The sequence below is a fragment of the Bradyrhizobium sp. PUT101 genome (assembly GCF_052043945.1).
Lineage (GTDB): Bacteria > Pseudomonadota > Alphaproteobacteria > Rhizobiales > Xanthobacteraceae > Bradyrhizobium.
Map to the genome: position 1 here is coordinate 2,299,276 of NZ_CP197207.1, position 24,945 is coordinate 2,324,220.

Genomic DNA, 24,945 nt, shown 5'->3' on the forward strand with positions numbered 1-24,945 from the left:
CGGTCGTTGAGGCTGTCTTGGCTCCGCGTCCGTCAGCCCGCATTGAGGGCTCCGGCGAGCCGCTCGCATATCACTATTCGCCGGGCTTGTCCCTCGCCCGGCGGAGTCCGTCAATGCACAAGAAGCGGGGCTCGCTTGCAAAGGACCGTGACGGGAGGCAAGACGGTGCCGGCGAACAGGCAAGAGCGGACCATGGCGGCGGAAGTAGCTGGAAAATCACCGAAATCGGTCCAAAAGGACGGTCTGGCGGCACGTCTGGCCCGGGACATCACCGGCGACGTCTTGTTCGACCCCTTCAGCCGCGGCCGCTACGCCACCGACGCCTCGTTTTACCAGATCATGCCGGCCGGCGTGGTGGTGCCGCGCAGCATGGACGAGGCGCTGCGGGCCCTGGCGATCGCTCGCGACGAGGGGCTGAAGGTCACCCCCCGCGGCGGCGGCACCTCGCAGTGCGGCCAGACCGTCAATGACGGGCTCGTGATCGATCTCTCCAAGCACCTCAACCAGATCCTGTCGCTCGACGTCGAAGGCCGCACCTGCGTGGTCGAGCCCGGCATCGTGCTCGACGACCTCAACCGCCAGCTCAAGAAGCACGGCCTGTGGTTTCCGGTCGACGTCTCCACCGCCTCGCGCGCCACCATCGGCGGCATGGCCGGCAACAATTCCTGCGGCGGCCGCAGCTTGCGCTACGGCACGATGCGCGACAACACGTTGTCGATGGAGGCCGCCCTCGCCGACGGCACGCTGAGCCGCTTCGGCGAGGTGTCGCGCGATCTCTCCGATCTCAAGGCCGGGGACGGCACCCACGCCTTGTTCCGCGACATGCTCGATCTCGGAGCCCGCGAGGCCGACGAGATCGCGACACGCTTTCCAAAAGTGCAGCGCCGCGTCGGCGGCTACAATCTCGACGCCTTGGTGCCGCGCAATGCGCCGAACAACATGGCACATCTCCTGGTCGGCTCCGAAGGCACCCTCGCCTTCACCACCAAGGTCGAGCTGAAGCTTTGGCCCGTGATCCGCAACAAGGCGCTCGGCGTCTGTCACTTCGGCAGCTTTTACGAGGCGATGGATACGGCCCAGCATCTGGTGAAGCTCAAGCCGATCGCGGTCGAGCTGGTCGACCGCACCATGATCTCGCTCGGCCGCGACATCGCGATGTTCCGGCCCATTATCTCGGCCGCCATCAAGGGCGATCCGGACGCCGTGCTGGTGGTTGAATTCGCGGAGGAGGACCAGGCGGACAATCTGGCGCGGCTCAAGCAGCTCGGCGAACTGATGGGGGACCTCGGCTTCGGCTGGAATAACGACAAGCGCAAATGGGGCGGCGTGGTGGAGATCATCGAGCCCGCGCTGCAGAGTGGCATTGCCGACTTCCGCGCCGCCGGCCTCAACGTCATGATGTCGATGAAGCAGGAGGGCAAGCCGGTCTCCTTCGTCGAGGACTGCGCCGTGCCGCTGCCGCACCTTGCCGACTACACTGCGCGGTTGAACGAAGTGTTTGCCAGGCACGGCACCAGCGGCACGATGTATGCGCACGCCTCGGAGGGTTGCCTGCATGTGCGTCCGGTGCTGAACCTGAAGCTGGAGAAGGACGTCAAGGCGATGCGCGCCATCGCCGAGGAAGCCTTTGCTCTGGTGCGCGAGTACAAGGGCTCGCATTCCGGCGAGCATGGCGACGGCCTGGTGCGCTCGGAATTTCACGAGACCATGTTCGGCGAGCGCCTCGTCGCCGATTTCAGGGAGGTGAAGCGGCGGTTCGATCCCGAGGGCGTCCTCAATCCCGGCAAGATCGTCGATGCGCCCAAAATGGACGACCGCTCTCTGTTCCGCTATCGGCCCGACTATCGCATCGGCGAGATGGAGACAAGGCTCGACTGGTCGGCTTATCCCGGCGCCGGCGGCGGTTTCCAGGGCGCGGTCGAGATGTGCAACAACAACGGCGCCTGCCGCAAGCTCGAGGGCGGCGTGATGTGCCCGTCCTACCGCGCGACGCGCAACGAGAAGGATGTCACGCGAGGGCGTGCGAACACGCTGCGCCTTGCGATCTCGGGCCAGCTCGGCCCCGACGCGTTGGCGTCGGACGAGATGATGGAGACGCTGAAGCTCTGCGTCTCCTGCAAGGCCTGTCGCCACGAGTGCCCGACCGGGGTCGACATGGCCAAGATGAAGATCGAAGTGCTGGCTGCGCGCGCTGCCACGCACGGCCTGACGTTGCGGGATCGTCTTGTAGGCTACCTCCCGCGCTATGCCGGGCTCGCGTCGCGCTTTTCGCCGCTTGCAAATTTACGCAACCGCAGCCCGCTGTTGCGAAAGCTGTTCGAGCGCTTCGCCGGCATCAGCGCGCGCCGGGCCCTGCCCGCCTTCCGCAGCGACGTGTTCGTGCCGCCGGCTGAAGCGGTCGGCCCGGGCGCCGGTCGCGAAGTCGTGCTGTTCACCGACACGTTCAACCGCATCTATGAGCGCGAAAATCTCGACGCGGCGCTGCGCGTTCTGGTGGCCGGCGGCTATCGCGTACATCTGCCGAAGCCTGCAAGCGGCGGCCGGCCGCTCTGTTGCGGCCGCACGTTTCTCTCCGCCGGCCTCGTCGACGAAGCCAGGGCCGAGCTCGACCGGCTGGTGGCCGCCTTCGCGCCCTTCGCCGCGCGGGGCGTGCCGATCGTCGGCCTCGAGCCGAGCTGCCTCCTGACGCTGCGCGACGAGCTCGCTTCCCTGCGCAAGGACAACGACGCCAAGGCCGTCGGCGCCCATGCACTCACCTTCGAGGAATTTCTGGTGCGCGAGGCAGAGGCCGGCCGTCTGCAACTGCCGCTCGGGACCGTCGCCGACAAAGCCATTGTGCACGGCCATTGCCACCAGAAATCCTTCGGCGCCTTCAAGCCGGTCGAGCAGGTGCTGCGCCTCGTCCCCGGCCTGAAGGTCGAGACCATCGAGTCCAGCTGCTGCGGCATGGCGGGCGCCTTCGGTTACGGCGCGGACACCTATGAAGCCTCGATCGAGATGGCCGAGCTGTCGCTGCTGCCGGCTGTGCGGCGTGCGGACCCAGACACGCTCGTCGTCGCCGACGGCACCTCGTGCCGGCACCAGATCCATGATGGCACGCAACGCGAGGCGCTTCACGTCGCGCGCGTGCTGGCGATGAGCCTCGATCGCGCCGAAGCCCGTTCCACCTCCCAAGCTGCAAAGGAAACCAGCCATGGCTGACCTCACGCTCGATACCGCCCGCAAGATCCTCGACGCCGCCTTCGCGAAAGCCGGCGAGCTCAAGCTGAAGCCGCTGGTCGTCACCATCCTGGACGCGCGCGGCGTGCTCAAGCTCGCAGCCGCGCAGGATGGCACCAGCCTGATGCGCGCCGAGATCGCGAACGGCAAGGCCTATGGCGCCCTCGCGATGGGCATGGGCTCGCGGGCCCTGTTCCAGCGTGCGCAGGAGCAGGCCTATTTTATCGACGCCGTGAACACCATCGCGAAGGGTGCGCTGGTTCCGGTGCCCGGCGGTGTGCTGATCATGGACGGCACGACGCTGCTCGGCGCCGTCGGCGTCTCCGGCGACACTTCCGACAATGACGAGGCCTGCGCGGTGGCGGGTATCCACGCGGCGGGGCTGAAGGCAAACGCGGGGTGAGATTGTCATTCCGGGCGCGCCCACTTGGCGCGAGCCCGGAATCCATTTCTCCGTATTGCTTGTTGCACGATGGATTCCGGGCTCGCGCTACGCGCGCCCCGGAATGACGGCGGAGGATGAGGCTACATTCACGTTGAAATCGAACTGAGGTGGTAAACTCTGCTCGTGCCCCGGACGCAGCGCAGCGCCTTAGCGGTGCGCTGCAGAGCCGGGGCCCATCTCACCGGATGTCCCGTACCGCCCTTCGGTCCCGGCTTTGCGCAGCAACGCTCACGCGTTGCAGCGCGTCCGGGACACGAGATCGAGCCCCCTCACCGTCCCGTCCAGACGGGCTTGCGCTTCTCGCTGAACGCCTTGAGCCCCTCCTTGGCGTCCTCGGTCATCGCCAGCAGCGCGATCTGGCTTTCGGTGTACGCGATGCTCTCGTCGAACGACATCGAAGCGATCGCCCGCATGGCGTACTTGCCGCGGCGGATCGCGGTCGGCGATTTGTCCACGATGCGCCCGATCAGCCAGTCGACCTTGGCATCTAACTCGGCGCTGGGCACGACGTAATTGAGGAGGCCCGCGGCCTGTGCGGCCTTGGCGTCGAACGGCTCGCCCGTGAGCGCCCATTCGTTGACGAGGCGCGGCGGCGCGATGCTCTGGAGCAGGCTCAGCACCTGCATCGGGAAGACGCCGACCTTCACCTCCGGAAGGCCGAAGATGACGTGATCGGCCGCGACCGCCATGTCGGTCATGCACAAAAGGCCCATGCCGCCGGCCATGCAGACGCCGCCGACCCGCGCAATCGCCGGCTTGGTCGCGTTCTGTGAGAGACGCAACAGATCGGCATAGTCGACATTTGGCTTGGAATGATCCATCGCGAAAGCCGCGCCGGAGTTCTGCAAGTCGGCGCCGGCGCAGAACGCCTTGTCGCCCGCGCCCGTCAGCACGATGACGCGGACATCCTTGTCGTCATGCGCGTCGCGATAGCCTTTGCTGATGCCGGCGATCACGTCGCCGTTCAGCGCGTTGCGCTTCTCCGGCCGGTTGATGGTGATCCAGAACGCCTGCCCGCGCTTCTCGGTGATGACGGCTGTGGTGTCGGTCATGGCACGCTCGCTTCCCTGGCTCCGCTTGCAGCCATTTGCGGCAGCTCGGGCAGGAGGTGCAAGCGCAAACTGCGGCGCGCCGCTGCTTTAGCGCCTCGACACAAATTGCGAGCCGATCGCCGTGCGCGCTCAGGCGGCGACCGCTTTCCTGATCCAGACCTTGTTGTCGTGGAAGGCGGCCCCGCCGATCGGCGCGATCGTGTCCGCGCCCGTCAGCATGTTGATGCCGCGGCCGCCGATGTGGTTCTTGTTGGGATGAACGGACTCCGCGATCAGCACACCGCGCCGCACGCCCTCGAACAGCGTTGCGACCAGCGTGGTCTCGCCGCGGCCGTTGCCGAGCGTCACGGCGTCGCCATCGGCGATGTCGAGCGCGGCCGCATCCAGGGGATGGATCATCACGCTGGCTCTGCCTTCGCGCGCCTGCGAGGACGGCGTCTCGTTGAAGGTGGTGTTGAGGAAGCTCCGCGAGGGGCTGGTCGCGAGCCGGAATGGGTGGGCCTGATCGGTGTGCTCGATCGCCGCCCAATGGTCCGGGAGATCAGGCATCTTGTCGACATCGCCCATGGTCACACCGAACGGCGGGTGCGCCCAATCCGCCTTGAAATGGAATTTCCCGTCGGCATGGGCAAAGCCATCGAGATAATGCGAGGTGCGGAAATCCGGCTGCAGGTCGCGCCAGATATCGGCCTCGAGGCCGGCGATGTCGCCGTGATGGCTCAGCTTCAGCGTCGCATCGATCAATTGGCGCGGAGTCATCTCGAAACCCGGATGCTTCGCGCCGAGCCGCGGCGCCAGCGCCTGCAAAACCTCATGGTTGGAGCGGCATTCGCCGGGGGGATCGATCAGCTTCGGCCCGACCGAGATGTGCTGGTGGCCGCCGCCGTAATAGAGATCGTCATGCTCCATGAACATGGTCGCCGGCAGCACGATGTCAGCCATCTGGGCCGTCTCGGTCATGAACTGCTCATGCACCGCGACGAACAGATCCTCGCGTGCAAAGCCCTGCCGAACCAGCGCCTGCTCAGGCGCAACGGTCATCGGGTTGGTGTTCTGAATCAGCATCGCCTTGACCGGGCCCTTGCCCTGCAGCGCTTCGGCATCGCCGGTGAGGATGCGTCCGATCTGCGACTGGTCGAGCGCACGCGTCGACTTGTCGATGGCGTCGTGGGCTTCGATGATGGATTCGTTGAAGTGCCACAGCGCGTAATTGTTGAAGAACGCACCGCCGCCTTCGTATTGCCAGGCGCCCGTCACCGCGGGAATGCACAACGCCGCATGCATCTGCGTCGCGCCGTTGCGCGAGCGGGTGAAGCCGTAACCAAGGCGCAGGAAGGTCCGCTTGGTCTCGCCGACGGCCTTGGCAAAGGCCTCGATTTCCGCCACCGGAACGCCGCAGATGGCAGACGCCCATTCCGGCGTGCGCGTCTTCAGATGCGCCTCGAGCTCGGCAGGGCAATCGGTGTACTTGTCCATGTAGGCGCGGTCGGCATAGCCGTCGCGGAACAGCACATGCATCACGCCGCAGGCGAAGGCGCCGTCGGTGCCCGGACGCAGGATGATCTTGATGTCAGCCTGCTTCATGGTCTCGTTGTCGTAGATGTCGACCGCCGCGATTCTGGCGCCCCGCTCCTTGCGCGCACGGGAGGCGTGCGTCATCACGTTGACCTGGGTGTTGACGGGATTGGTGCCCCAGATCACGACGAGGTCGGACAGCGCCATCTCGCGCGGATCGACGCCGGCGATCTTGCCGGTGCCGATCGCGAACCCGATGCGCGCGACATTGGCGCAGATGGTCTGATAGAAGCGCGAATATTTCTTCACATGGGTGAGGCGGTTGAGGCCGTCGCGCATTACGAGGCCCATCGTGCCGGCGTAGTAATAGGGCCAGATCGATTCCGCACCGAACTCGCGCTCGGCCTCGTTGAAGCGGTGCGCGATCTCATCCAGCGCTTCGTCCCACGAGATCCGCACGAATTGCCCTGAGCCCTTCGCACCCGTTCGGCGCATCGGATACATCAGCCGTTCGGGGTGATGGATGCGCTCGGCATAGCGGGCGACCTTGGCGCAGACGACGCCGGCCGTGTAGGTCTGCTTTTTCGAACCGCGGACGCGGCCGATGCTGCGGCCTTCGATCACCTCGACATCGAGGGCGCAGGCCGAGGGGCAGTCATGCGGACAGGTCGAATGGCGGATTTCGATCTTGGCGTGCTGGTTCATGTCCCAGTTCGTAACACCAAAATACCGGCCAGCCGAGCGCATTTATCCGGCAAGGCCCATGCGATTTGCTCAAAGCGCACGCGCCGGGTTCCTGCTGCAACCGCGAAGACGGCTTGGTCAGGGAAAGAAGCGGAGGTTGCGCGCCGGCCGATTTCCGACGGACGCGCGCCGCCAGCTATACGGCCAGATGCGAATGCCCTCCCTATTTGTGCAGCTGGGTGAGACCAGTCGGTGGGCCGTCAACCGCCGTCCAGCCGCCGTCGACGAACAGTGTGCTGCCGCTGACATAGCTCGCGGCATCCGAGGCGAGATAGGCGACGGCGGTGGCGACCTCGTCGGCGCTGCTCCAGCGGTTGAACACGGTATGGCGGGCGTAGAGATCGTAGATGTCGGGGCGCTGCTTGAACGGGCCGGTCAGCGCGGTCTCGGCGATGCTCGGCGCGATCGCGTTGACGCGCACGCCTGCGTGCCCGACCTCGGAGGCAAAGCCCTTCACCAGCAGGCCGATCGCCGCCTTGGTCGAGCCGTAGACGCCGAGGCCCGGCTCGATGGTGACCGCGCGCACCGAGGAGCAGGCGATGATGCTGCCACCCTTCTGCTCGACCATGATGCGACCAAAGGCCTGGAAGAACCAGACCGTGCCCTTGACGTTGAGGTTGAGGACGCGATCGAGATCCTCCTCGGTGTAGTCGAGAATGGTCTTGCGAATGTTGAGCCCGGGCGTCGTCACGGCGATGTCGAGCCGCGGAAACTTCTGCATCACGGTCTGGGCGAGCGCGTTGACCTCCGCAGCGCTGGCGGCGTCGCAGCTGGCCGCGTCCGCCCAGCCGCCCTTGTCGCGAATGCCGGCGGCGGTCGCCTCCGCCGCATCAAGCGCGCGATCGGCGCAAACGACGCGGGCGCCGAGTCCGGCCAGCGCCTCGGCCGACGATTTGCCGATGCCGGAAGCGGCGCCGAGCACCACGGCCGTCTTGCCGGTGAGATCGAAGAGCTTGCGATAATCAGTCACTGACGATGTCTCCTTGGCACTGCTAGCCCTTGTAGCCCATCAAGAGGCGCGGCAGCCACAGCGAGAATGCAGGGACATAGGTCACGAACATCAGTGCTGCGATCAGCGCGGCATAGAATGGCAGGATGGTGCGCATCACGGCACCGACCGAGATGCCGCCGATGGCGCAGCCGACGAATTGCGTGGTCCCAACCGGAGGCGTGTTGAGCCCGAGGGCGCAGTTGATCAGCATCAGCATGCCGAACTGCACCGGGTCCATGCCCGCCTTCATCGCGATCGGCAGGAAGATCGGGGTGCAGATCAGGATGGTCGCCGCCATGTCCATGAACGTGCCGAGCACGAACAGAATGACGTTGATGAGCAGGAAGATCATCCAGGGTTGCGTGGAGACCTTGCTCATCATTTCGCCGGCGAGGTCGGCAACCTCGTAAAGTCCCATCAGATACTGGAACATGGTGGAGACGCCGATCAGCAGCAGCACCGCGCCCGTCGTTTTAACCGCGATCTGGCGCAATTCATGGAGAAGACGGACCGGGTTGACGTCGCCGGCACGTGACTTGACCCAACCAATGGAAGCCCCTCAAGATGCCGGAAACTCCGGACCATCTCGAGGAATGCCCATGCCGCGGAAGCTGATCGATATCTCGGTGCCGCTCACAAACGACGTGACCGCCGATCCGCCGGGCAATCACCCGACGATCCAGTATATCGATCACCAGCAGGGGCTGCCGCGCATGCTGCAGTTCTTCGATGGCCTCAAGGCGCAGGATCTGCCTGATGGTCAGGGTTGGGCCGTCGAGCAGGTCTCGCTGTCGACCCACAACGGGACGCATCTCGATGCGCCCTGGCACTTCCATCCGACCATGAACCGCGGCGAGCCGTCATGGACGATCGACGAGGTACCGCTCGATTGGTGCTTGCAGCCCGGCGTGAAGCTCGACTTCCGGCATCTGCCCGACGGCTATGTGGCAAGTGCGGCCGACGTCGAGACGGAGCTGAAGCGCATCGGGCATACGCTGTCGCCGCTGGAGATCGTCGTCGTCAACACCAGCGCCGGCGCAAAATTCGGCAAGACCGAGTACGTCAATTCCGGCTGCGGCATGGGCTATGAAGCCACCATGTACCTGCTCGAACGCGGCGTGCGGCTGACCGGCACCGACGGCTGGAGCTGGGACGCGCCGTTCGTCTACACCGCGAAAAAATACGCCGAAACAAAAGATGCCGGCTTGATCTGGGAGGGCCACAAGGCGGGACGGCACATCGGCTATTGCCATCTCGAGAAGCTGCACAATCTCGACCAGCTGCCATCGACCGGCTTCACGATCTCGTGCTTTCCGGTGAAGATCGAGCGCGCGTCTGCGGGCTGGACCCGCGCGGTCGCCATCATCGACAATTAGCTGAGGGGCGTCACTCGCCGTGGAGGCCGCTCTCGGCGAGCTCGCGCAGCGCGTTCGTATCCAGCACCACGATGGCGCCGTGCTCGAGGCGAACCCAGTTACGTCCGGCCCAGGCGCGCAATTGCTTGTTAATGCTCTCGCGCGTCATCCCCACCATCTCGCTGATTTCCTGCTGCGTGATGGCGAGCGTGCCGCTACCGGAATCGAGCTTGCGCTCTTCGGTGAGACCGAGCAGCGCACTCGCGAGCCGGCCCGGCAGATTCTGGAGGATCACCTGCTCGACCTGCTGACTGGTCCATCGCAGACGCGCGCACAGCAGCTCGATGAATTTCATCGCCAGCGCCGGCTGGCTCTTGACGAAGGGCAGGAAGTCCCGGCGATCGATGACGTAGAGCTCGCAATTGGTGTTGGCGGTCGCATCCGCCGACCTGGGAGCGCCGTCGAGCACCGCGATCTCGCCGAAGATTTCGCCCGGACCGATCAGATTGAGGATGGCGTTCCGTCCGTCGGGCGACGAGGACGAGATCTTCACTGTCCCCGCGACCACCGCGAACAGGCTGTTGCCGGGATCGCCCTTGGCGGCGATCGTTGCGCCGCGCTTGACGGTGGTGTGCTTGGCGTAGCGGCAGAGCTGATCGAGCGCGTCCGGCTCCAGATCCGCGAAGATCGGGTGCTTGCGCAGAACCGATAATTTGTTGCCCACCGACTGTCGGGCATCGCCGGTCTTGTCCTGAGGCACGCCGCGGGGCTCCTAAGACTGCGAGGCACTGGGTTCCTGCGTAGTCAACGTTATCAGGCTTTTCAACCGGAAAGCACGCGCGCGATTTGAGGTAAATGCCACGAAAAGGCCGGGTACAGCCGAAAATTTACATCCAAAGGATGCGCGGATGTGCATCGATCCATGCAGAGTTGCAGGCAGCGCAAGCTGCGTCGAGCTACCGCAGAGGGCCAGCGCCGGCCGAGCAGGAGTCGGCGGTCGGCGGTCGGCTCGCGAGAAAGCGGACGAAGACCTGAGGCGCTTCAGCGCTTGGAATCAGGATCGAGCCGGCCCGCGCTGGTTTGCCGGTCTGCCCAAGCCAGAACTGCGGCGAATGCGACGAAGATCGCGACGACGACGATGGTCACCAGCAACGCGTCAGCGGGCATCATGCTCCTCCCGGATTATTTGCGGCATGATCTTGCCGCGCCCGGCCGGCGTCATTGATCGGGATCAAATGCCCGAGGGCGTCGTGGACAGGAGGTCAGGCTGCAGCCATGGCCTCGACGCGAGCCGGATCGAGCAGGCTGATGCCGCCGTGAATGATCTCGATCACGCCCTGACGCTCCAGCTTGGTGAAGGTGCGACTGACCGTTTCGATGGTCAGGCCGAGATAATCGGCGATGTCCTGACGGCTCATCGGAAGCGGCACCGTGTCGGAGAGCCCCTTGAGCGCGACCAGCCGCTCACGCCAGCCGAGCAGAAAGGTCGCGACCTTCTCGTCGGCCGAGCGCCGGCCGAGCAGGACCATATGGTCGCGAGCCTGGCTCAACTCGCGAATCGCCAGCTCATTGATTCGCCTGAGCAGCTGCGGCCGATCCTCGATGAAACGGGTGAAGGGCGCTTTTGCGAATTGGCACACGGTCACCGCGCCGATGGCATCGGCCGAGAAGTTGTGCCGGCCGGATAGATTCATCCCCAGGAAGTCACCGGGCAAGGCAAAACCGACGATCTGCCGCCGGCCGTCGGGCAGCAGCTTGTACAGCCGCATGACGCCTTCGAGAACGTTGTAGAACGAGGTCGTGATATCCTCCTCGGAAAACACGGTCTCGCCCGAGCTAAAATGGACGCGGCGGCCGAGATGCTCGAATTCCCTGAGTTCGGCCGTATCCAGCGACGAACAAACCGCAGCTCCGCGCACGGCGCAATCGTCGCAAAAATGTCCGTTCGGCTCAATCGTGACCACGGAAGGCTTCATCCACCGCTCCTCGCGCGGGCTGCCCACACCAGGCCGAGTCCACCGCGCTGTTGCATTTTACTGCATCGCGCCAAAGCTGATTGACTCAGATCAAATTTGAGTGGCATCCCCGTCTTATTCTGCCTCCACGGTTCGACGGGATCACCTTCCATGCTGCAAAGCGCTCTGCGTCACGGCCTGATCGGGCTGCTTCTGGCTACGCCTGCGCTGGCGGCCCCCACGGCCGAACAGCGCGGCAAGGCCTTTGCTCGGGCCAATTGCGCGCGCTGTCACGCCATCGACCGCGTCTCCAAAAGTCCGGTCGAGATCGCGCCTCCGCTGCGCACCCTGCATCGCCGCTATCCGATCGACAGCCTTGGCGAGGCGCTGGCCGAGGGTATCTACGCCGGTCATGCCGAAATGCCGGTCTTCGAGCTCAATCCGGACCAGATCCACGATCTCCTGTCCTACCTCAAGACGCTGGAATAGTCGGCCTCACACAGCTTGCACGGTCCAACCGATCAGCTCCTTTACGATGCGCGCGAAGGCCGCATCGAAGGCGGCGACGGCCGCGGCCGGCTCGACCTTGTCGAGCTTTTCGCTGGTCTCAATGAGGCGCGAGGCGATCACCTTGCCGTTCTTGTCGACGATCCGCGCCGACAGTCCGATCTCGGCCCGAGTCTCACCCTCCGTGGCGATCCGGAAGCGCCGGATATCGATCAGAAGCTGGTAATCCGCCTGCCCGAGGTCCGTCGTGCGTAGCGGGGCGTGGGCGATGTCGTAGTTCTCGAAGCTATCGATCAGGCGCGCCTGCACCAGTTTCGGAATGCTGTCAGCCCAGAGGAAATCCCCAAAGCCCGGCCTGTCCCCGGCGGGCGCGAACAGCATCCGCTGGGTCTGCAGCATTGCGACCGCTGTCGGCTCGGGAATCGCCAGTGAAGCGGCCAGCGTCTTGCCGGCCGGGCCGAGGTTCTGCGGCGTGCGCAGGTCGTAGGTGACCTTCTGCGCGGGCGTGCCGCCGCCGGTCATCTTCTCGAGGCCCGCCAGAATGCCGTCGATCTTGCCGGTGTTGCGCGCGAGCCCGTCGGAGAAGGTCTTGAAATTCGCAATGGTGTCCTTCAGGGGGCCGGAATTGTCCTGAAGCACCGTGTCGACCCGCCGCAGCGCGTCGCGCGCCGCCTGCGTCATGCTCTGGCCGGCGCCAGCTTCCGCAATCAAGGTCAGGGGCTCGCCGGATTTGGCGACGATCACGCCGCCCTCCAACGTCACCACCGGCACGCCGGTGAGGCCCTGGAATTCGAGGCCGACCTTGGTGTCGGAACGGACCGGGGTCGCAGTGGCAACCGAGATCGTCGCATTGACGAAGCGCGGGTTGTCCGGCGCGAGCCCGAGCTGGGTCACCTCACCGACGCGAATGCCGTTGAACAGCACGCCGGCACCGACCAGGAGGCCGGGCACCGGCCCCTGGAATTGCACGTGGTAGTTCGTGCGCGGCCCGATGCCGCCGGTGTTGTTCAGCCAATAGACGAAGCCGAACACCGCGAGGATCGCGGCCAGCACGAAACTGCCGATCAGCACGTAGGGAGCGCGGGTTTCCATCTCTCATCTCATCTCGTGTTGCAGCATCTGCGAGCGCTTGCCGTGGAAATAGGCGCGCACCCAGGGATGCTCGGATTGCAGCAATTGGCGCATCGGGCCGATCGCCACGATCTTGCCGTCGGCGAGCGCGGCGACGCGGTCGCAGACCGTGGTCAGGCTCGCGAGGTCATGGGTCACCATGAACACGGTGAGCTCCAGCGTCCTTTGTAGCGTCTTGATCAGCACGTCGAATTCGCCGGCGGCGATCGGATCGAGGCCTGAGGTCGGCTCGTCCAGGAACAGGATCGGCGGATCGAGCGCGAGCGCGCGCGCCAGCGCCACGCGCTTGGTCATGCCGCCGGACAGCTCCGCCGGATATTTGTCGGCGTCCTCGGCGCGCAGGCCGACCATTTCGAGCTTGGCGATCGCGATCTCGTCCATCAGCTCCTGCGACAGGACGAGATTCTCACGGAGCGGAAACTGGACGTTCTGGCGCACCGTCAGCGACGAGAACAGCGCGCCCTGCTGGAACAGGATGCCCCATGCCATCGCTGCGCCTCGACCGTCGCCGCCCGCGGATTGCCCCATGACCTCGATGGTTCCGCCGCGGCGCGGGATGAGGCCGATGATGGTCCGCATCAACACCGACTTGCCGCCGCCGGACGCCCCCACAAGCCCGAGGATCTCGCCCCGGCGAACGTCGAGCGACAGATGGTCGAGCACGGTCTGACGACCGAAGCCGACCACGAGGTCACGGACGCGAATCGCGAACTCGTCTTGCGGTCCGTCCATCGTCACATTCCGATCGAGGCAAAGAAGACAGCGAACAGGCCGTCGAGCACGATCACCAGGAAAATCGACTTCACGACCGACGTCGTGGTCTGCCGCCCCAGTGACTCCGCGCTGCCCTTGACGCGCAATCCCTCGCTGCAGGCCACGATCCCGATCACCAGCGCCATGAACGGCGCCTTCAGGATGCCCACCTCGAAGTGGGTGACCGAAATGGCCTCATGCAGCCGCGCGATGTAGATCGCCGGCCCCATGTCGCCATAGAACTGGGCAACGAGGCCGCCGCCATAGAGCGCGGCAACGGATCCGATGAAGGTGAGGATCGGCAGGGCAATGACCAGGGCCGCGACGCGCGGCAGGATCAGGACGTCGACCGGATCGAGCCCCATGGTTGAGAGCGCGTCGATCTCCTCGCGCATCTTCATCGAGCCGAGCTCGGCGGTGTAGGCGCTTCCCGACCGTCCCGCGACCATGATGGCGACGATCAGCACGCCAAGCTCGCGCAGCACCAGGATGCCGACCATGTCGACGGTATACGACTCCGCGCCGAATCTGCGGAAGTGGAAAAAGCCCTGCTGCGCGATGATGGCGCCGATCAGGAAGGTGATCAGCGCGACGATGGGGATCGCCTGCCACCCGATGCGGTAGAGCTGATAGACCAGCGACGTCAGCCGCAGCGAACGCGGCCGGCGCAGCACGCCGATCACGGCCATGAACAATGCGCCGAGCATCTGGAGAAAGATCGTGATGTCTTCCCGCGCCCCGACCGTGGACTTGCCGAGATCGCCCAGCCTCGCCAGAACCGGGTTGGGCGCAGCCGCCGGGGCCGGTGTGTGGCGGTTGACCTGGCGCACCTCGTCCAACAGCCCGCTGAAATGATCGGCGACGCCGACGAACTCGGCCGATCGGCCGGATGATGTGGCCCTGCGCGACAACTTTTCCAGGACCCAGGCGCCGAGCGTGTCGAGCGCACTGACGCCCGACATGTCCAGGGTGACAGCCCGCGACCGATCGACGTCGGCTCCGACCGACCGGGACAAGGTTTCGAGCATCACCACATTGGCGGCAGTCCAAGGCCCTTCAGGGCGCAATTTCAGCTCGTCGCCGGACGGCGTCGCGAGCAACAGCGGTTCGTGGTTCACGCTTCCACCTCATCGGGACAATCGGTCCCCATTCAGCCGGCATTTCTAGGCCAGCATGTGGCGGCCGGTTTGACCTGTCTCAAGACCCGAACACGCCCTGCCTCTTGACGCAAATCAAGCGCGATCGCACGGCCGGGTCTTAGACTCACCTCAATTTAACGAGGATACCAGATCCATGTTCGACACTGACAGGATGGGCGAAGAATTGCGGGCACTGAAGGTTGACGTCACACGCCTGCTCAGCGTCGCCGGCGAGGAGATGTTCGAGAGCTCGAAAGACCGCGCCGAGGCGCTCGCCGATCAGATCAGGGCCGCGCTCACCGAGCTCGGCGAGACCGTCGAACAAGAGCAGGAGCAGCTCCAGGGCCTCGTTGCGGAGCGTCCGATCACATCGCTCGCCTCCGCCTTCGCGCTGGGCGTGGTTGTCGGCTTCATGTTGAGGAGACACTAGGTGAATACCGAGAATGTCGTCAAACATCTGCGCGTGCTGTGGCGCACCGACAGAATCATCGCGGACATCAGGCTGCGCCATCTGCTGATCGGTCTCGGCCTGCGCGCCTTCGCGGCGCTGATCGCGGCGTTCGGGCTTCTGATGCTGGAGTTGTCTGCCTATTTCGCGTTGGTGCAGATCTGGAGCGCCATTGCCGCGGCTGCCATCCTCGGCGCCGTCAATTTTGTCATCGCGGCCGTTCTCTTCGTGATCGCCGGCCGCGCTCCTTCAGGACGTGACATCGAGCTTGCCAACGAAATTCACGGCGCCTCGATCGAAGCCCTCCAGCTCGAGGCGCGCGCGCTCCAGGCCCAGGTGTCAGGCGCGGTGCATCATCCGCTCAGCACGATCGTTCCGGTGCTGCTGCCGCTGATCGCGATCATCATCAAGAACTTGCGGGCGACGGCCAAGACGTCCGCCGATGCGAAATCGGCTGAGGCGCGCTCTTGAAGTCCCACACCTTGCGCTGACGCAGCCCTCTGGGTCCGGATCATGCTCCAGCGCCCGCTCAGAGCTTCAACTTGACATGGCAAATATCAGGTTCGGCCGGATCCGGCTTGACCTCGAAGCCGAGCTGCCGGCACATATCGAGCATCACGGTGTTCTCCTGGAGCACGTCGCCCGATATGGTCTTCAATCCTTCCGACCGCGCGTAGTCGATGATCAGCTGCATGAGGGCCCAGCCAAGTCCCCTGCCCTTGAGATCGGACCGCAGCATGATCGCGTATTCGCCGCTCTCGTAGATCGAGTCCGAATGGAGCCGGACCGCGCCGACCATTTCGCCGGTGGACTCGTCGTATGCGATGAAGGCCATCGCGCGCGCATAGTCGAGCTGCGTCAGGCGTGCGATGAACTCGTGGGTGAATTCCTTCATCGGTGCGAAGAACCGCAGACGAAGGTCATGCGCCGTGACGTGGCGCAGGAATTCGTGGATGGTCGGCTCGTCCTCGGGCCGCATGGGCCGCGCGAAGATGCGCCAATCGTCCTTGAGCTTGAGGCGGCGCTCCCATTGCGACGGATAGGCGCGAACGGCGAAATTGGCCGCGCCGGAACCGGCAAACTTCCGCTGCGGTGGCCCGACGGCGACGCGGGCATCGACCGCGGTCACGCCGGTTTCATCCGCGAGCAGCGGGTTGATGTCGAATTCGTGGATCTCGGGAATGTCGGCCGCCATCTGCGCCAGCTTGACCAGCACCATGGCGACGGCGTCCGGCTTCACTGCCGGCACGTCCCGGTAAGCGCGGAGCAGCCGCGAGACGCGCGTGCGCTCGATCAGGTCGCGGGCCAGCTGCAGATCCAGCGGCGGCAGCGCAAGCGCCTTGTCGTTGATGATCTCCACCGCCGTCCCGCCCCGGCCGAAAACGACGACCGTGCCGAAGGTCGGATCGTCGGCGAGGCCCAGGATCAGCTCGCGCGCTTTTGCCTTGACGACCATCGCCTGGACGATGACGCCGCCGATGCGCGCCTCCGGACGCAGCTTTTTCGCACGCGCGATAATGCCTGTGGCTGCCCCTCGGACTGCTTCAGGCGTGGTCAGGTTAAGAACGACGCCGCCGACGTCGGATTTGTGGATGATGTCCCGTGACATGATCTTCAGCACGACGGTATCGCCCTGTGCGAAGATGTCGTTCGCATAGGCCACCGCCTGCTCGACATCGGTCGCCGCATAGGTCGGCACCATCGCGATGTCGTAGGCTTCGAGCAGGTGCTTGATCTCGACAGGCTCGAGCCATTCACGGCCGTCCGCGATCGCGGCGGTGACGATCTGCCTCGCTCCCCGGGCGTCCGGAACGAAAGTATCAGGCATCGCGGGAGGAACCTGACTCAGCTCCTCCACCACTTCGCGGTGCCGGACCAGATGCATGAAGCCGCGCACGGCGTCGTCCTCGGTCGGATAGTTCGGCACACCGGCGCTGGAGAGTGTCTGAATGATGTGTTGATCGGCTCCAACCCAGGCCGCCAATACGGGCTTCGCCCAGCTGCGGTGCTGCTCGCGGTATTTTCTGACGAGCTCCGTCACGGTCGTGGCGATCTCGGCGGCCGAGGCAATCGCCGTTTGCACGTTGAGGACCAGGACTGCGTCGTTGTCACGATCGGCCAGCAGTTCCTCCAGCGCCACCGCGTAGCGCGAGGCATCGGCATCGCCGACGATGTCAACGGGATTTGCACCGGACCAGGTCGGCGGCAGCGCTGCATCGAGCTTCTTGCGCGCCTCGGCCGAGATGGTTGCCGGAATTCCTCCGAGGTCGACCAATCGATCGATAGCAAGGACGCCGATGCCGCCACCGTTCGTCAGGATGGCGAGACGCTTTCCCGCCGGCGACTCGACACGGCCGAGTGTCTCGGCACAATCGAACAGCTCACGCAGATCGGAGACCCGCAGGACACCCGCGCGGCGGAACGCTGCGTCGTAGACAGCGTCGGCGCCGGCGAGCGCACCGGTGTGGGTGGCCGCCGCCTTGGCGCCCTGCGCCATGCGGCCTGACTTCACCACGACGACGGGCTTCACGCGCGCGGCGGCGCGCGCCGCCGACATGAACTTGCGCGCGTCCTTGATGGCCTCGATGTAGAGCAGGATCGCACGGGTCCTGTGATCCATCGCGAAATAGTCGAGCAGATCGCCAATATCGACGTCGATCTGATCGCCGATCGAGACGATGCCAGAGAAGCCGACGCCGCGCGGCGCGGCCCAATCCACCATGCCGGCGGCAATTGCGCCCGATTGCGAGATCAGCGCGAGGTTACCCGCCCCCGGCATATGCGCGGCGAAACTGGCATTCAGGCTGACGCCGGGCATCATGATGCCGAGGCAGTTCGGCCCGATCAGCCGCATGCCGTGTTTTCGGGCAGCAGTGCTCGTCGCCTCGTGCAGCGATCCCGGTCCCTGGCCGAGCCCGGCCGAGACGATCAGCGCGCCCGCAGATCCGTGACGCCCGGCCTGATCGACAATGCCCGGAATCTCGCCCGCGGGGGCGGTGATGACCACGAGCTCCGGCACGAAGTCCAGCCTGTCCAGGCTCTTCACCGCCGCGAAGCCGCCGATCTCGGCATGGCGCGGATTGACGAGGCCAAACTGCCCCTTGAATCCGGCCTTGCGAATATTCTCCAGGACGGCGCGTCCCACGGACGCCGGACGGGCGCTCGCCCCGACGAGCGCGACCGAGCGCGGCGACAGCAGGTTGTTCAGACGATAGATTGACATGAAAGAAAATGCGCCGGGTCAGCGGCGGTTCCGATGGTTGACGATCAAGCCGAAAGAAGGAGCCTAGTGTGAGATCATAACCCAGCAGGGTGGCTGGCCAATGACGGTCTTTGTCACACCGCCCCAAATGATCTCGTTCAGGCGCGAATGATGATAGGAGCCCATGACGATCGCATCGATTCCATGGGAATTGGCCCAGCTTCCCAGTACCTTGCCGATCGAGCTGCCGCCGCCCTTCGTCGTTTCGAACGAGGCATAGACCCCATGTTCCCTCAAATGATCGACGAGAGCCGTTCCGGATTGCACGACCGCCTCAGTCTTATCCTCCGCCACGGTCACCACGTGAACCGAGGTGGCAGCCCTAAGAATGGGCAACGCGTCGCCGACCGCACGCGCGGCGCGAGCAGAGTGATCCCAGGCAATCATGACGTTCTCGAATTCAGGCCGAAGTTCGTCCGCGAGATGTTCGGGACAGAGCAGAAGCGGCCGGCCCGATCCGAACAAGAAGGCTTCGACAACGCCTTCTGTTCGGCTGTCGTGCGGCTTCACGGGAACCAGCGTGAGGTCGCTGAAGCGGGCATGCTCGGCCAGGATTGCCCCGATCTGATCAGCAGGCACCTTGCCCGATCGACTCTGGGCGCGAATGTTGGCGCGGGAAGCTGCATTGGTGAAGGCATTCAGGAGCTGCTGCATGTCGCCGGCCTCGGGGCTGGCGTCCCCGGAATCGCGATCGTAAGGCAGCATCACCTCCGGCCGCTCGAAGACTTCTTCCTCGAGCGCGAGCGCGGTGATCCTGGCGCCGAGATCGGCGGCAACGGCCACACATTTCTCTATCGCGACCAGGGTCGGTCCGCGCGGCTGGCCGACGAGGGGCAGAAAGACGTCATTAATGGCCATTCGAATTCTCCTCAGTCGCTACAATAGGCCGGCTCTCGTCGAGACGGTTGATCCTCGTCAAGACAGGGAAGCTCGGTCCGATCACCCGGGGGAAACAAGCGTTGACCGACGTCAAGGACTGGCCGCCTGGTCATTCTATGAATAGTTCAATCGGAGCGGTTCGCCCCGGAGAGACTCATGCGTGCGATGGTGTTGCCGGCCCCACGAGCGCGGCTCCAGATGGAGGAGCGGCCTGACCCGATTCCGGGCGAGGGTCAGCTCCGGGTGAAGATCAGCGCCTGCGGCGTATGCCGGACCGATCTTCATCTCGTCGATGCCGAGCTGCCCGATATTCGCTATCCGATCGTGCCTGGCCACGAGATCGTCGGCCGGGTCGACCTCGTGGGCCCGAATGTGGCAACACATGCGCCTGGTGACCGGGTCGGCATTCCCTGGCTAGGCTTTACCTGCGGAAAGTGTCGCTTCTGCCAGCAGGGCATGGAAAACCTGTGTGACGCACCGCTGTTCACCGGCTACACGCGCGACGGCGGCTACGCAACCCACACCATCGCCGATGCACGCTACGCTTTTCCGCTCGGTGAGGCCGGCAGCGACGTGGAGATTGCGCCTCTGCTGTGCGCAGGGCTGATCGGCTGGCGCTCGCTGGTCCTGGCCGGCCCCGCCGACCGGCTCGGCCTCTACGGCTTTGGCGCGGCCGGCCACATCATTGCGCAGGTCGCGGTTTGGCAGGGACGATCCGTCCATGCATTCACGCGGCGCGGCGACGCCGCTGCACAAGACCTTGCACGCCGTCTCGGCGCGGTCTGGGCGGGGTCATCGGACGAAGTGCCCGACGAGCCGCTCGATGCCGCCATCATCTACGCACCAGCCGGCGAGCTTGTCCCGGCCGCGTTGCGCGCCGTCCGCAAAGGCGGTCGCGTCGTGTGCGCCGGCATCCACATGACCGACATTCCAAGCTTTCCGTATGACTTGCTCTGGCAGGAACGGCAGTTGGTCTCGGTCGCCAATCTGACCCGGCAGGATGGCCTCGATTTTCTAAAGGTCGCCCCGCAAGCCGGCGTGCGCACCGAGACGACGGCGTTTCCGCTCGATCAGGCCAACGAGGTTCTGGCCATGCTGCGGAATGGCCAGATCCTCGGCGCAGCCGTGCTGACGCCGTGATGGTGCTTCGGATGCCCGCTTCGATCAATGATGAAACAGCGGCCCAGGAGCGCATCTTCCAGATGCTGACCAGCCATCCCGGCGTGACGCGGATCGACACGCATGGAGCCTCGGTGTTCCTGGACGCAAAGCGCGCGCTGAAGATCAAGCGCGCCGTCCGGTTTCCGTTCCTCGATTATTCGACACTCGAGAAGCGCAAGGCGGCCTGCGAGGAGGAGATCAGGATCAACCGGCCGCTGGCGCCGCAGATCTATCACGGCGTCGTGGCGATCACGGAAGAGCCGGATGGATCTCTCAAGGTCGACGGCGCCGGCCGGCCGATCGAGTATGCGGTCGACATGTCGCGCTTCGACGAAAACAGGACGCTGGATCATCTGGCAAAGGCCGGCCCGCTGGAGGCGAAGCTCGCCTCGGCTACCGCTGACGCAATCGTGGCGTCGCACGCGGCGGCGACACGCGCCGATGGAAAAGCCTGGGTCTCATCCATCCCGGCCCTGATCGAAGGCAACAGTGACGGTCTTCTGGCCGGCGGACATTTCAACGCGGAAGACATCGAAAAGCTCGGCAAGGCCTCGCACGAGGCATTTCTACGTATTCGGCCCCTGCTTGCAGAGCGCGGCAGCCAGGGCTTCGTGCGCCGCTGTCATGGCGATCTGCATCTTGCAAACATCGTTCTGATCGATGATCGGCCTGTGCTGTTCGACGCCATCGAGTTCGATGCGCAGATGGCAACGGTCGACGTACTCTACGATCTCGCGTTCACCCTCATGGACCTGTTGCAGTACGATCAACCACGCGCGGCCAATATCGTCCTGAACCGCTATCTCGCCACGACGCCGGCCGACAATCTCGACGCGCTCTCGACCCTGCCGCTGTTCATGTCCATGCGTGCGGCGATCCGCGCCCAGGTGGCCCTGGCGCGGCTAAAGCGGCCGCATTCCGATGGTTCCGGCATTCTCGACCAGGCACAGCGCTATTTTGACCTCGCCGGGATGCTGATCCGTCCTCCTGCTCCGCGTCTGATTGCGGTCGGGGGACTGTCCGGCACCGGAAAGACCGTTCTGGCATACGCGCTCGCGCCGTTCGTCGCGCCGCAGCCGGGAGCCGTCGTGCTGCGCAGCGATCTCGTCCGCAAGCAGATGTTCGCGGTCGAGGACGCGCACCGCCTGCCGCCATCCGCCTATACGCCGGAGGTCACGGCCCGCGTTTATAACACGCTGGCTCAGCACGCCCGGCGGGTGCTGGCGCAAGGCCATTCGGCGATCATCGACGGCGTATTCGCCCGCGAGGACGAACGCGACGCGATCGCCGCGCTGGCGCGCGAGCGCAACGTGTCGCTGAACGGTCTATTCCTGGTCGCAGACCTCGCGACCCGGCAGGCGCGGATCGGAAGCCGCAGGGGAGACGCGTCGGACGCCACGCAAGAGGTTGCCGCGCTGCAAGAGCACTATAATATCGGCCATGTCGGCTGGGCGACCATCGATGCATCCGGGACAGAAGAGCAGACGCTCCAGAACTGCCGGAACGCGATCGCTGAGGAACAAACAAGGCAATCTGATTGACGCGGGCAAGGATGTCGCGACCCACCACAAGCTCCAGGGCGACCACGCATGCAAAGCCGGCAACGCGGCGCAATGCCCTGCCCGGGCGCCTCAGCCCCGGCATGGCCTGCGACACGGCCTTCCGGATCATCGCCCGTCGTCACCTCGATGCCGTGATCGCTCAGCACGACGGCACGTGCCGCGGCGATCCCGAAGCCCTGCACCAGATCCGGATCGCATTGACGCATCTGCGTACTGCCGTCCGCTTCTTCTCGCCGATGGTCGACGATGCCCTGCGGCCGAACGTCTGGGCCGAACTGAAATGGCTGAACAGTCAGCTCGGCATGGTGCGGGACCTCGACGTCGCGATCGAGCGGGTCGTCGCCGAGAGTGGCGACGAGCTCGCCGTGGTCGCCGAGCTTCAGCACTGGGACGAGAAACGCGCCGAGAGCCACCGGCTGCTGGCGCGTGCGCTGCAATCGGCACGGTACCGCCGCCTGGTCGAGCTGACCTCGACATGGATCGAAAGCGGACCCTGGTCGACCCGGCGCAGCAAGGAAGCCATTCGATTGCGCCGCTGCACGCTCGCCAACCACGCGACGGAGCGGCTGACCGAGTGGGGGACGAGGCTGCTCAAGAGAGCACGAAAGCTCCGCAAGCTCGACGCCGAGAAACGCCACAAGCTGCGGCTTCTCAACAAGCGGCTGACCTATTCGATCGAGTCGCTCCAGGACCTGTTCGCCGAGGAAACGCTGACGAAACAGAAGTCCATTCTCAAGCAATTGCGCAGGGCGCAGCGGTCGCTCGGCCAATTGAACGACGATGCACGAGGACAAGCGCTGGCAGCGTCGTTGAACGGCGCCGGCCTCGATGTCAGTAGTCGCTTCCATGATCGCCAGCGGGAAAAGAAGCTGCTGCGAACGGCCTCGGAGGCGTATCGGAAGCTGGACAAGGCCAAGCCCTTCCGCTCCTCGGACCTCGCGCCGAGCTCCGAGCCGGAGGTTTAGGTGTGGACGTAGTCTCCCGGCGCATCCGGGAGGCCGGGGACGTCTCCAAGCCCGATCTGCGGCGGATCGCAGGGTGCGCCGGAGCGCGCGGCCAGCCATCTGGCCCATTCCGGCCACCACGATCCTTCAACTCGCGGAGCCAACTTCAGCCATTCATCCGCACCGACATAGGGCGCATCAGCAGCCTTGGTCAGCACCTGATAGCTGTGGCCGGGCTCCTGTGGAGGCGCAACGACACCGGCATTGTGACCGCCGCTGGTCAACAGGAACGTCACGTCGGCATCGACCTGATAATGGACCTTGTAGACGGATCGCCATGGCGCCACGTGATCGGCGAGCGTGCCGACCACGAACATCGGCGCGTGGATATCGGAGAGCGAAATGCTCCTGCCTCCGACGAGATAGCGCCCTCCCGCCAGATCGTTGTCGAGGAACAGCTTGCGCAGATACTCCGAATGCATGCGATAAGGCAGCCGCGTGGCGTCGGCGTTCCAGGCCATCAGGTCGCTCGGCGGTACGCTCTCGCCCATCAGATAGTCATGTGACAGCCGCGACCAGATCAGTTCGTTGGAGCGCAGCAACTGGAAGGCGCCGGCCATCTGCGTCGTGTCGAGATAGCCGCGCTGCCACATCATGTCTTCGAGAAAGGCCACCTGGCTCTCGTTGATGAAGAGCGTCAGCTCCCCGGCCTCGGTGAAGTCGGTCTGGGCTGCCAGGAGAGTAACGGTGCCGAAGCGGCTATCACCGTCCCGCTCCATCGCGGCGGCGGCGATGGACAGCAATGTGCCTCCCAGACAATAGCCGAGCGCATGGGTCTTCCGACCCGGCATGATCAGGCCGATCACGTCCAGGGCCGCCATGACGCCCAGCCTGCGATAATCATCAAAGGCGAGATCCCGATCCCTCGCATCCGGGTTGCGCCAGGAGATCGCGAACACGGTGAAGCCTTGACCGGTCAGAAATTTGACCAGCGAGTTATGCGGCGACAGATCGAGGATGTAGTACTTCATGATCCAGGCCGGCACGATCAGAATCGGCTCGGGCCGCACTTGCGCGGTGGTCGGATAGTACTGAATCAGCTCGATCAGCTCGTTGCGGTAGACGACCTTGCCGGGTGAAACCGCCACCGTCTTGCCGACCACGAACTGCCCGTCGTCCGTCAATTTCGAGTTGGAAAGCAGGCGCATCAAGTCGCTGCACCAGTTCTGCCAGCCGAAGACGAAATTCTCCCCGCCGCTCTGGAACGCCTTCTCCAGCACCTTCGGATTGGTCGCAGCGAAGTTCGACGGCGCCAGCATGTCGAGCATCTGTCGCATCGAGAACTCGACGATGGCTTCATTTGCGTGCGATACGCCGCGTACGCCCGTCGCAGCATCGCGCCACCAGCGCTCTCCGAGCAGAAACGCCTGCGCCAGCAGGTTGAACGGCGCGAGCTCCCATTGCGGCCCCCTGAAGCGGCGATCGCGTTCCTGCGGCTGGATCACGGACCACGGCTTTTGCCCCGGTGACGTCGCGTGCACAGCGGCTTCCGCGAGCCGGCCGGTGTCGCGAACGATGTTGCGGGAAATCTCCAGCTGGCGCTGCGGCGCCGCGGCCAGATGCGAGCTCCAATCGAGCCAGGCGAGCGACAAGGCAAGCGGCGAAATCCCGCCCGTGAACCGCGCCAGCATCGCGTGAAAAGCGCGGTCAAAAGGATATTGCTCCGATCCAGGCAGAGCACCGGCGGCGACCGGCATGTGTTCGCGCCTTTCGGGGCTCGCCGTCGAGGCTTCCGGACCGGCAACGGGGTGGGCGGGGAGAACCTGAACCGACGGCTCTTCTGCCCGTGGAAATATCTGCACGACGCTCATGGTCAAATCCTG

Annotated in this window: 21 protein-coding genes and 1 pseudogene; 9 read left to right on the plus strand and 13 right to left on the minus strand. The window is 64.9% G+C overall.

All coding sequences use genetic code 11. The features are described 5' to 3' along the window. Positions 1 to 192 precede the first annotated feature (192 nt). Together ACSHT2_RS11215 and ACSHT2_RS11220 are read left to right on the plus strand one after the other, a co-directional pair. On the plus strand, positions 193 to 3,201 hold the full coding sequence (locus ACSHT2_RS11215) for an FAD-binding and (Fe-S)-binding domain-containing protein (protein ID WP_440641619.1): 3,009 nt from the start codon (positions 193 to 195) through the stop codon (positions 3,199 to 3,201). After that, positions 3,194 to 3,622 (plus strand): GlcG/HbpS family heme-binding protein, encoded by a 429-nt coding sequence (locus ACSHT2_RS11220; RefSeq protein ID WP_440641620.1) that lies wholly within the window; start codon positions 3,194 to 3,196, stop codon positions 3,620 to 3,622. The genes ACSHT2_RS11215 and ACSHT2_RS11220 overlap by 8 nt, the downstream gene beginning before the upstream one ends. A gap of 311 nt (positions 3,623 to 3,933) precedes the next feature. Here the strand turns inward: ACSHT2_RS11220 and ACSHT2_RS11225 are convergent, their stop codons facing one another. The 4 genes and pseudogenes from ACSHT2_RS11225 to ACSHT2_RS11240 all read right to left on the minus strand — a co-directional run. Further along, entirely contained in the window at positions 3,934 to 4,716 is a 783-nt protein-coding gene (locus ACSHT2_RS11225) for an enoyl-CoA hydratase/isomerase family protein (protein ID WP_440641621.1), read from the minus strand. A gap of 129 nt (positions 4,717 to 4,845) precedes the next feature. Continuing rightward, entirely contained in the window at positions 4,846 to 6,936 is a 2,091-nt protein-coding gene (locus ACSHT2_RS11230; protein WP_440641622.1) for a molybdopterin oxidoreductase family protein, read from the minus strand. Positions 6,937 to 7,138: 202 nt separating this feature from the next. Next, entirely contained in the window at positions 7,139 to 7,945 is an 807-nt protein-coding gene (locus ACSHT2_RS11235; RefSeq protein ID WP_440641623.1) for an SDR family NAD(P)-dependent oxidoreductase, read from the minus strand. Between the two features lie 22 nt (positions 7,946 to 7,967). Next, positions 7,968 to 8,447 (minus strand): annotated as a pseudogene (locus ACSHT2_RS11240) (TRAP transporter large permease subunit); the annotation flags it as partial. Between the two features lie 118 nt (positions 8,448 to 8,565). Here ACSHT2_RS11240 and ACSHT2_RS11245 point away from each other — a divergent pair. Beyond that, positions 8,566 to 9,342 (plus strand): cyclase family protein, encoded by a 777-nt coding sequence (locus ACSHT2_RS11245; protein WP_440641624.1) that lies wholly within the window; start codon positions 8,566 to 8,568, stop codon positions 9,340 to 9,342. Between the two features lie 10 nt (positions 9,343 to 9,352). Here ACSHT2_RS11245 and ACSHT2_RS11250 read toward each other — a convergent pair whose 3' ends face one another. The 3 genes from ACSHT2_RS11250 to ACSHT2_RS11260 form a co-directional block, all read right to left on the minus strand. Next, positions 9,353 to 10,081 carry a Crp/Fnr family transcriptional regulator gene (locus ACSHT2_RS11250; RefSeq protein ID WP_440641625.1) on the minus strand — a complete coding sequence of 243 codons (729 nt, stop codon included), beginning with the start codon at positions 10,079 to 10,081 and terminating at the stop codon, positions 9,353 to 9,355. A 281-nt stretch (positions 10,082 to 10,362) separates the two neighbouring features. Beyond that, positions 10,363 to 10,491, minus strand: a complete 129-nt coding sequence (locus ACSHT2_RS11255; protein ID WP_271533768.1) for a hypothetical protein — start codon at positions 10,489 to 10,491, stop codon at positions 10,363 to 10,365. Between the two features lie 92 nt (positions 10,492 to 10,583). Continuing rightward, complete coding sequence (locus ACSHT2_RS11260; protein ID WP_319337540.1) at positions 10,584 to 11,297, minus strand: helix-turn-helix domain-containing protein; 714 nt, start codon at positions 11,295 to 11,297, stop codon at positions 10,584 to 10,586. 150 nt (positions 11,298 to 11,447) lie between these two features. Here ACSHT2_RS11260 and ACSHT2_RS11265 point away from each other — a divergent pair, with 150 nt between their 5' ends. After that, the gene (locus ACSHT2_RS11265; RefSeq protein WP_440641626.1) at positions 11,448 to 11,765 is read left to right on the plus strand and encodes a c-type cytochrome; all 318 of its coding nucleotides are present in this window, start codon (positions 11,448 to 11,450) and stop codon (positions 11,763 to 11,765) included. Between the two features lie 6 nt (positions 11,766 to 11,771). Here ACSHT2_RS11265 and ACSHT2_RS11270 read toward each other — a convergent pair whose 3' ends face one another. From ACSHT2_RS11270 to ACSHT2_RS11280, 3 genes are read right to left on the minus strand one after another with little or no spacing between them, the layout of a single operon-like run. Continuing rightward, a complete protein-coding gene (locus ACSHT2_RS11270; protein ID WP_440641627.1) occupies positions 11,772 to 12,875 on the minus strand; it encodes an ABC-type transport auxiliary lipoprotein family protein in 1,104 nt (367 codons plus the stop codon). Positions 12,876 to 12,878: 3 nt separating this feature from the next. Further along, positions 12,879 to 13,646, minus strand: coding sequence for an ABC transporter ATP-binding protein (locus tag ACSHT2_RS11275; RefSeq protein ID WP_199752408.1), 768 nt, complete (start codon positions 13,644 to 13,646; stop codon positions 12,879 to 12,881). Positions 13,647 to 13,648: 2 nt separating this feature from the next. Then, positions 13,649 to 14,785, minus strand: a complete 1,137-nt coding sequence (locus ACSHT2_RS11280) for an ABC transporter permease (RefSeq protein ID WP_440641628.1) — start codon at positions 14,783 to 14,785, stop codon at positions 13,649 to 13,651. Between the two features lie 175 nt (positions 14,786 to 14,960). Between ACSHT2_RS11280 and ACSHT2_RS11285 the strand changes: the two genes are divergently transcribed. Together ACSHT2_RS11285 and ACSHT2_RS11290 are read left to right on the plus strand one after the other, a co-directional pair. Next, positions 14,961 to 15,236 carry a hypothetical protein gene (locus ACSHT2_RS11285; RefSeq protein ID WP_440641629.1) on the plus strand — a complete coding sequence of 92 codons (276 nt, stop codon included), beginning with the start codon at positions 14,961 to 14,963 and terminating at the stop codon, positions 15,234 to 15,236. Next, the gene (locus ACSHT2_RS11290; protein WP_440641630.1) at positions 15,237 to 15,725 is read left to right on the plus strand and encodes a phage holin family protein; all 489 of its coding nucleotides are present in this window, start codon (positions 15,237 to 15,239) and stop codon (positions 15,723 to 15,725) included. It abuts the gene before it with no gap. A gap of 58 nt (positions 15,726 to 15,783) precedes the next feature. Here the strand turns inward: ACSHT2_RS11290 and ACSHT2_RS11295 are convergent, their stop codons facing one another. Next, positions 15,784 to 18,477 (minus strand): bifunctional acetate--CoA ligase family protein/GNAT family N-acetyltransferase, encoded by a 2,694-nt coding sequence (locus ACSHT2_RS11295; protein WP_440641631.1) that lies wholly within the window; start codon positions 18,475 to 18,477, stop codon positions 15,784 to 15,786. A gap of 63 nt (positions 18,478 to 18,540) precedes the next feature. Continuing rightward, positions 18,541 to 19,374 (minus strand): universal stress protein, encoded by an 834-nt coding sequence (locus ACSHT2_RS11300; protein WP_440641632.1) that lies wholly within the window; start codon positions 19,372 to 19,374, stop codon positions 18,541 to 18,543. Positions 19,375 to 19,551: 177 nt separating this feature from the next. Here ACSHT2_RS11300 and ACSHT2_RS11305 point away from each other — a divergent pair, with 177 nt between their 5' ends. From ACSHT2_RS11305 to ACSHT2_RS11315, 3 genes are read left to right on the plus strand one after another with little or no spacing between them, the layout of a single operon-like run. Next, positions 19,552 to 20,535, plus strand: a complete 984-nt coding sequence (locus tag ACSHT2_RS11305; RefSeq protein ID WP_440641633.1) for a zinc-dependent alcohol dehydrogenase family protein — start codon at positions 19,552 to 19,554, stop codon at positions 20,533 to 20,535. Positions 20,536 to 20,546: 11 nt separating this feature from the next. Beyond that, a complete protein-coding gene (locus ACSHT2_RS11310) occupies positions 20,547 to 22,097 on the plus strand; it encodes an AAA family ATPase (protein ID WP_440641634.1) in 1,551 nt (516 codons plus the stop codon). Positions 22,098 to 22,108: 11 nt separating this feature from the next. After that, on the plus strand, positions 22,109 to 23,083 hold the full coding sequence (locus ACSHT2_RS11315; RefSeq protein ID WP_440641635.1) for a CHAD domain-containing protein: 975 nt from the start codon (positions 22,109 to 22,111) through the stop codon (positions 23,081 to 23,083). On the opposite strand, the gene ACSHT2_RS11320 is transcribed toward ACSHT2_RS11315, so the two are convergent. Further along, positions 23,080 to 24,933, minus strand: coding sequence for a PHA/PHB synthase family protein (locus ACSHT2_RS11320; protein WP_440641636.1), 1,854 nt, complete (start codon positions 24,931 to 24,933; stop codon positions 23,080 to 23,082). The genes ACSHT2_RS11315 and ACSHT2_RS11320 overlap by 4 nt on opposite strands. Between the last annotated feature and the right edge of the window lie 12 nt (positions 24,934 to 24,945).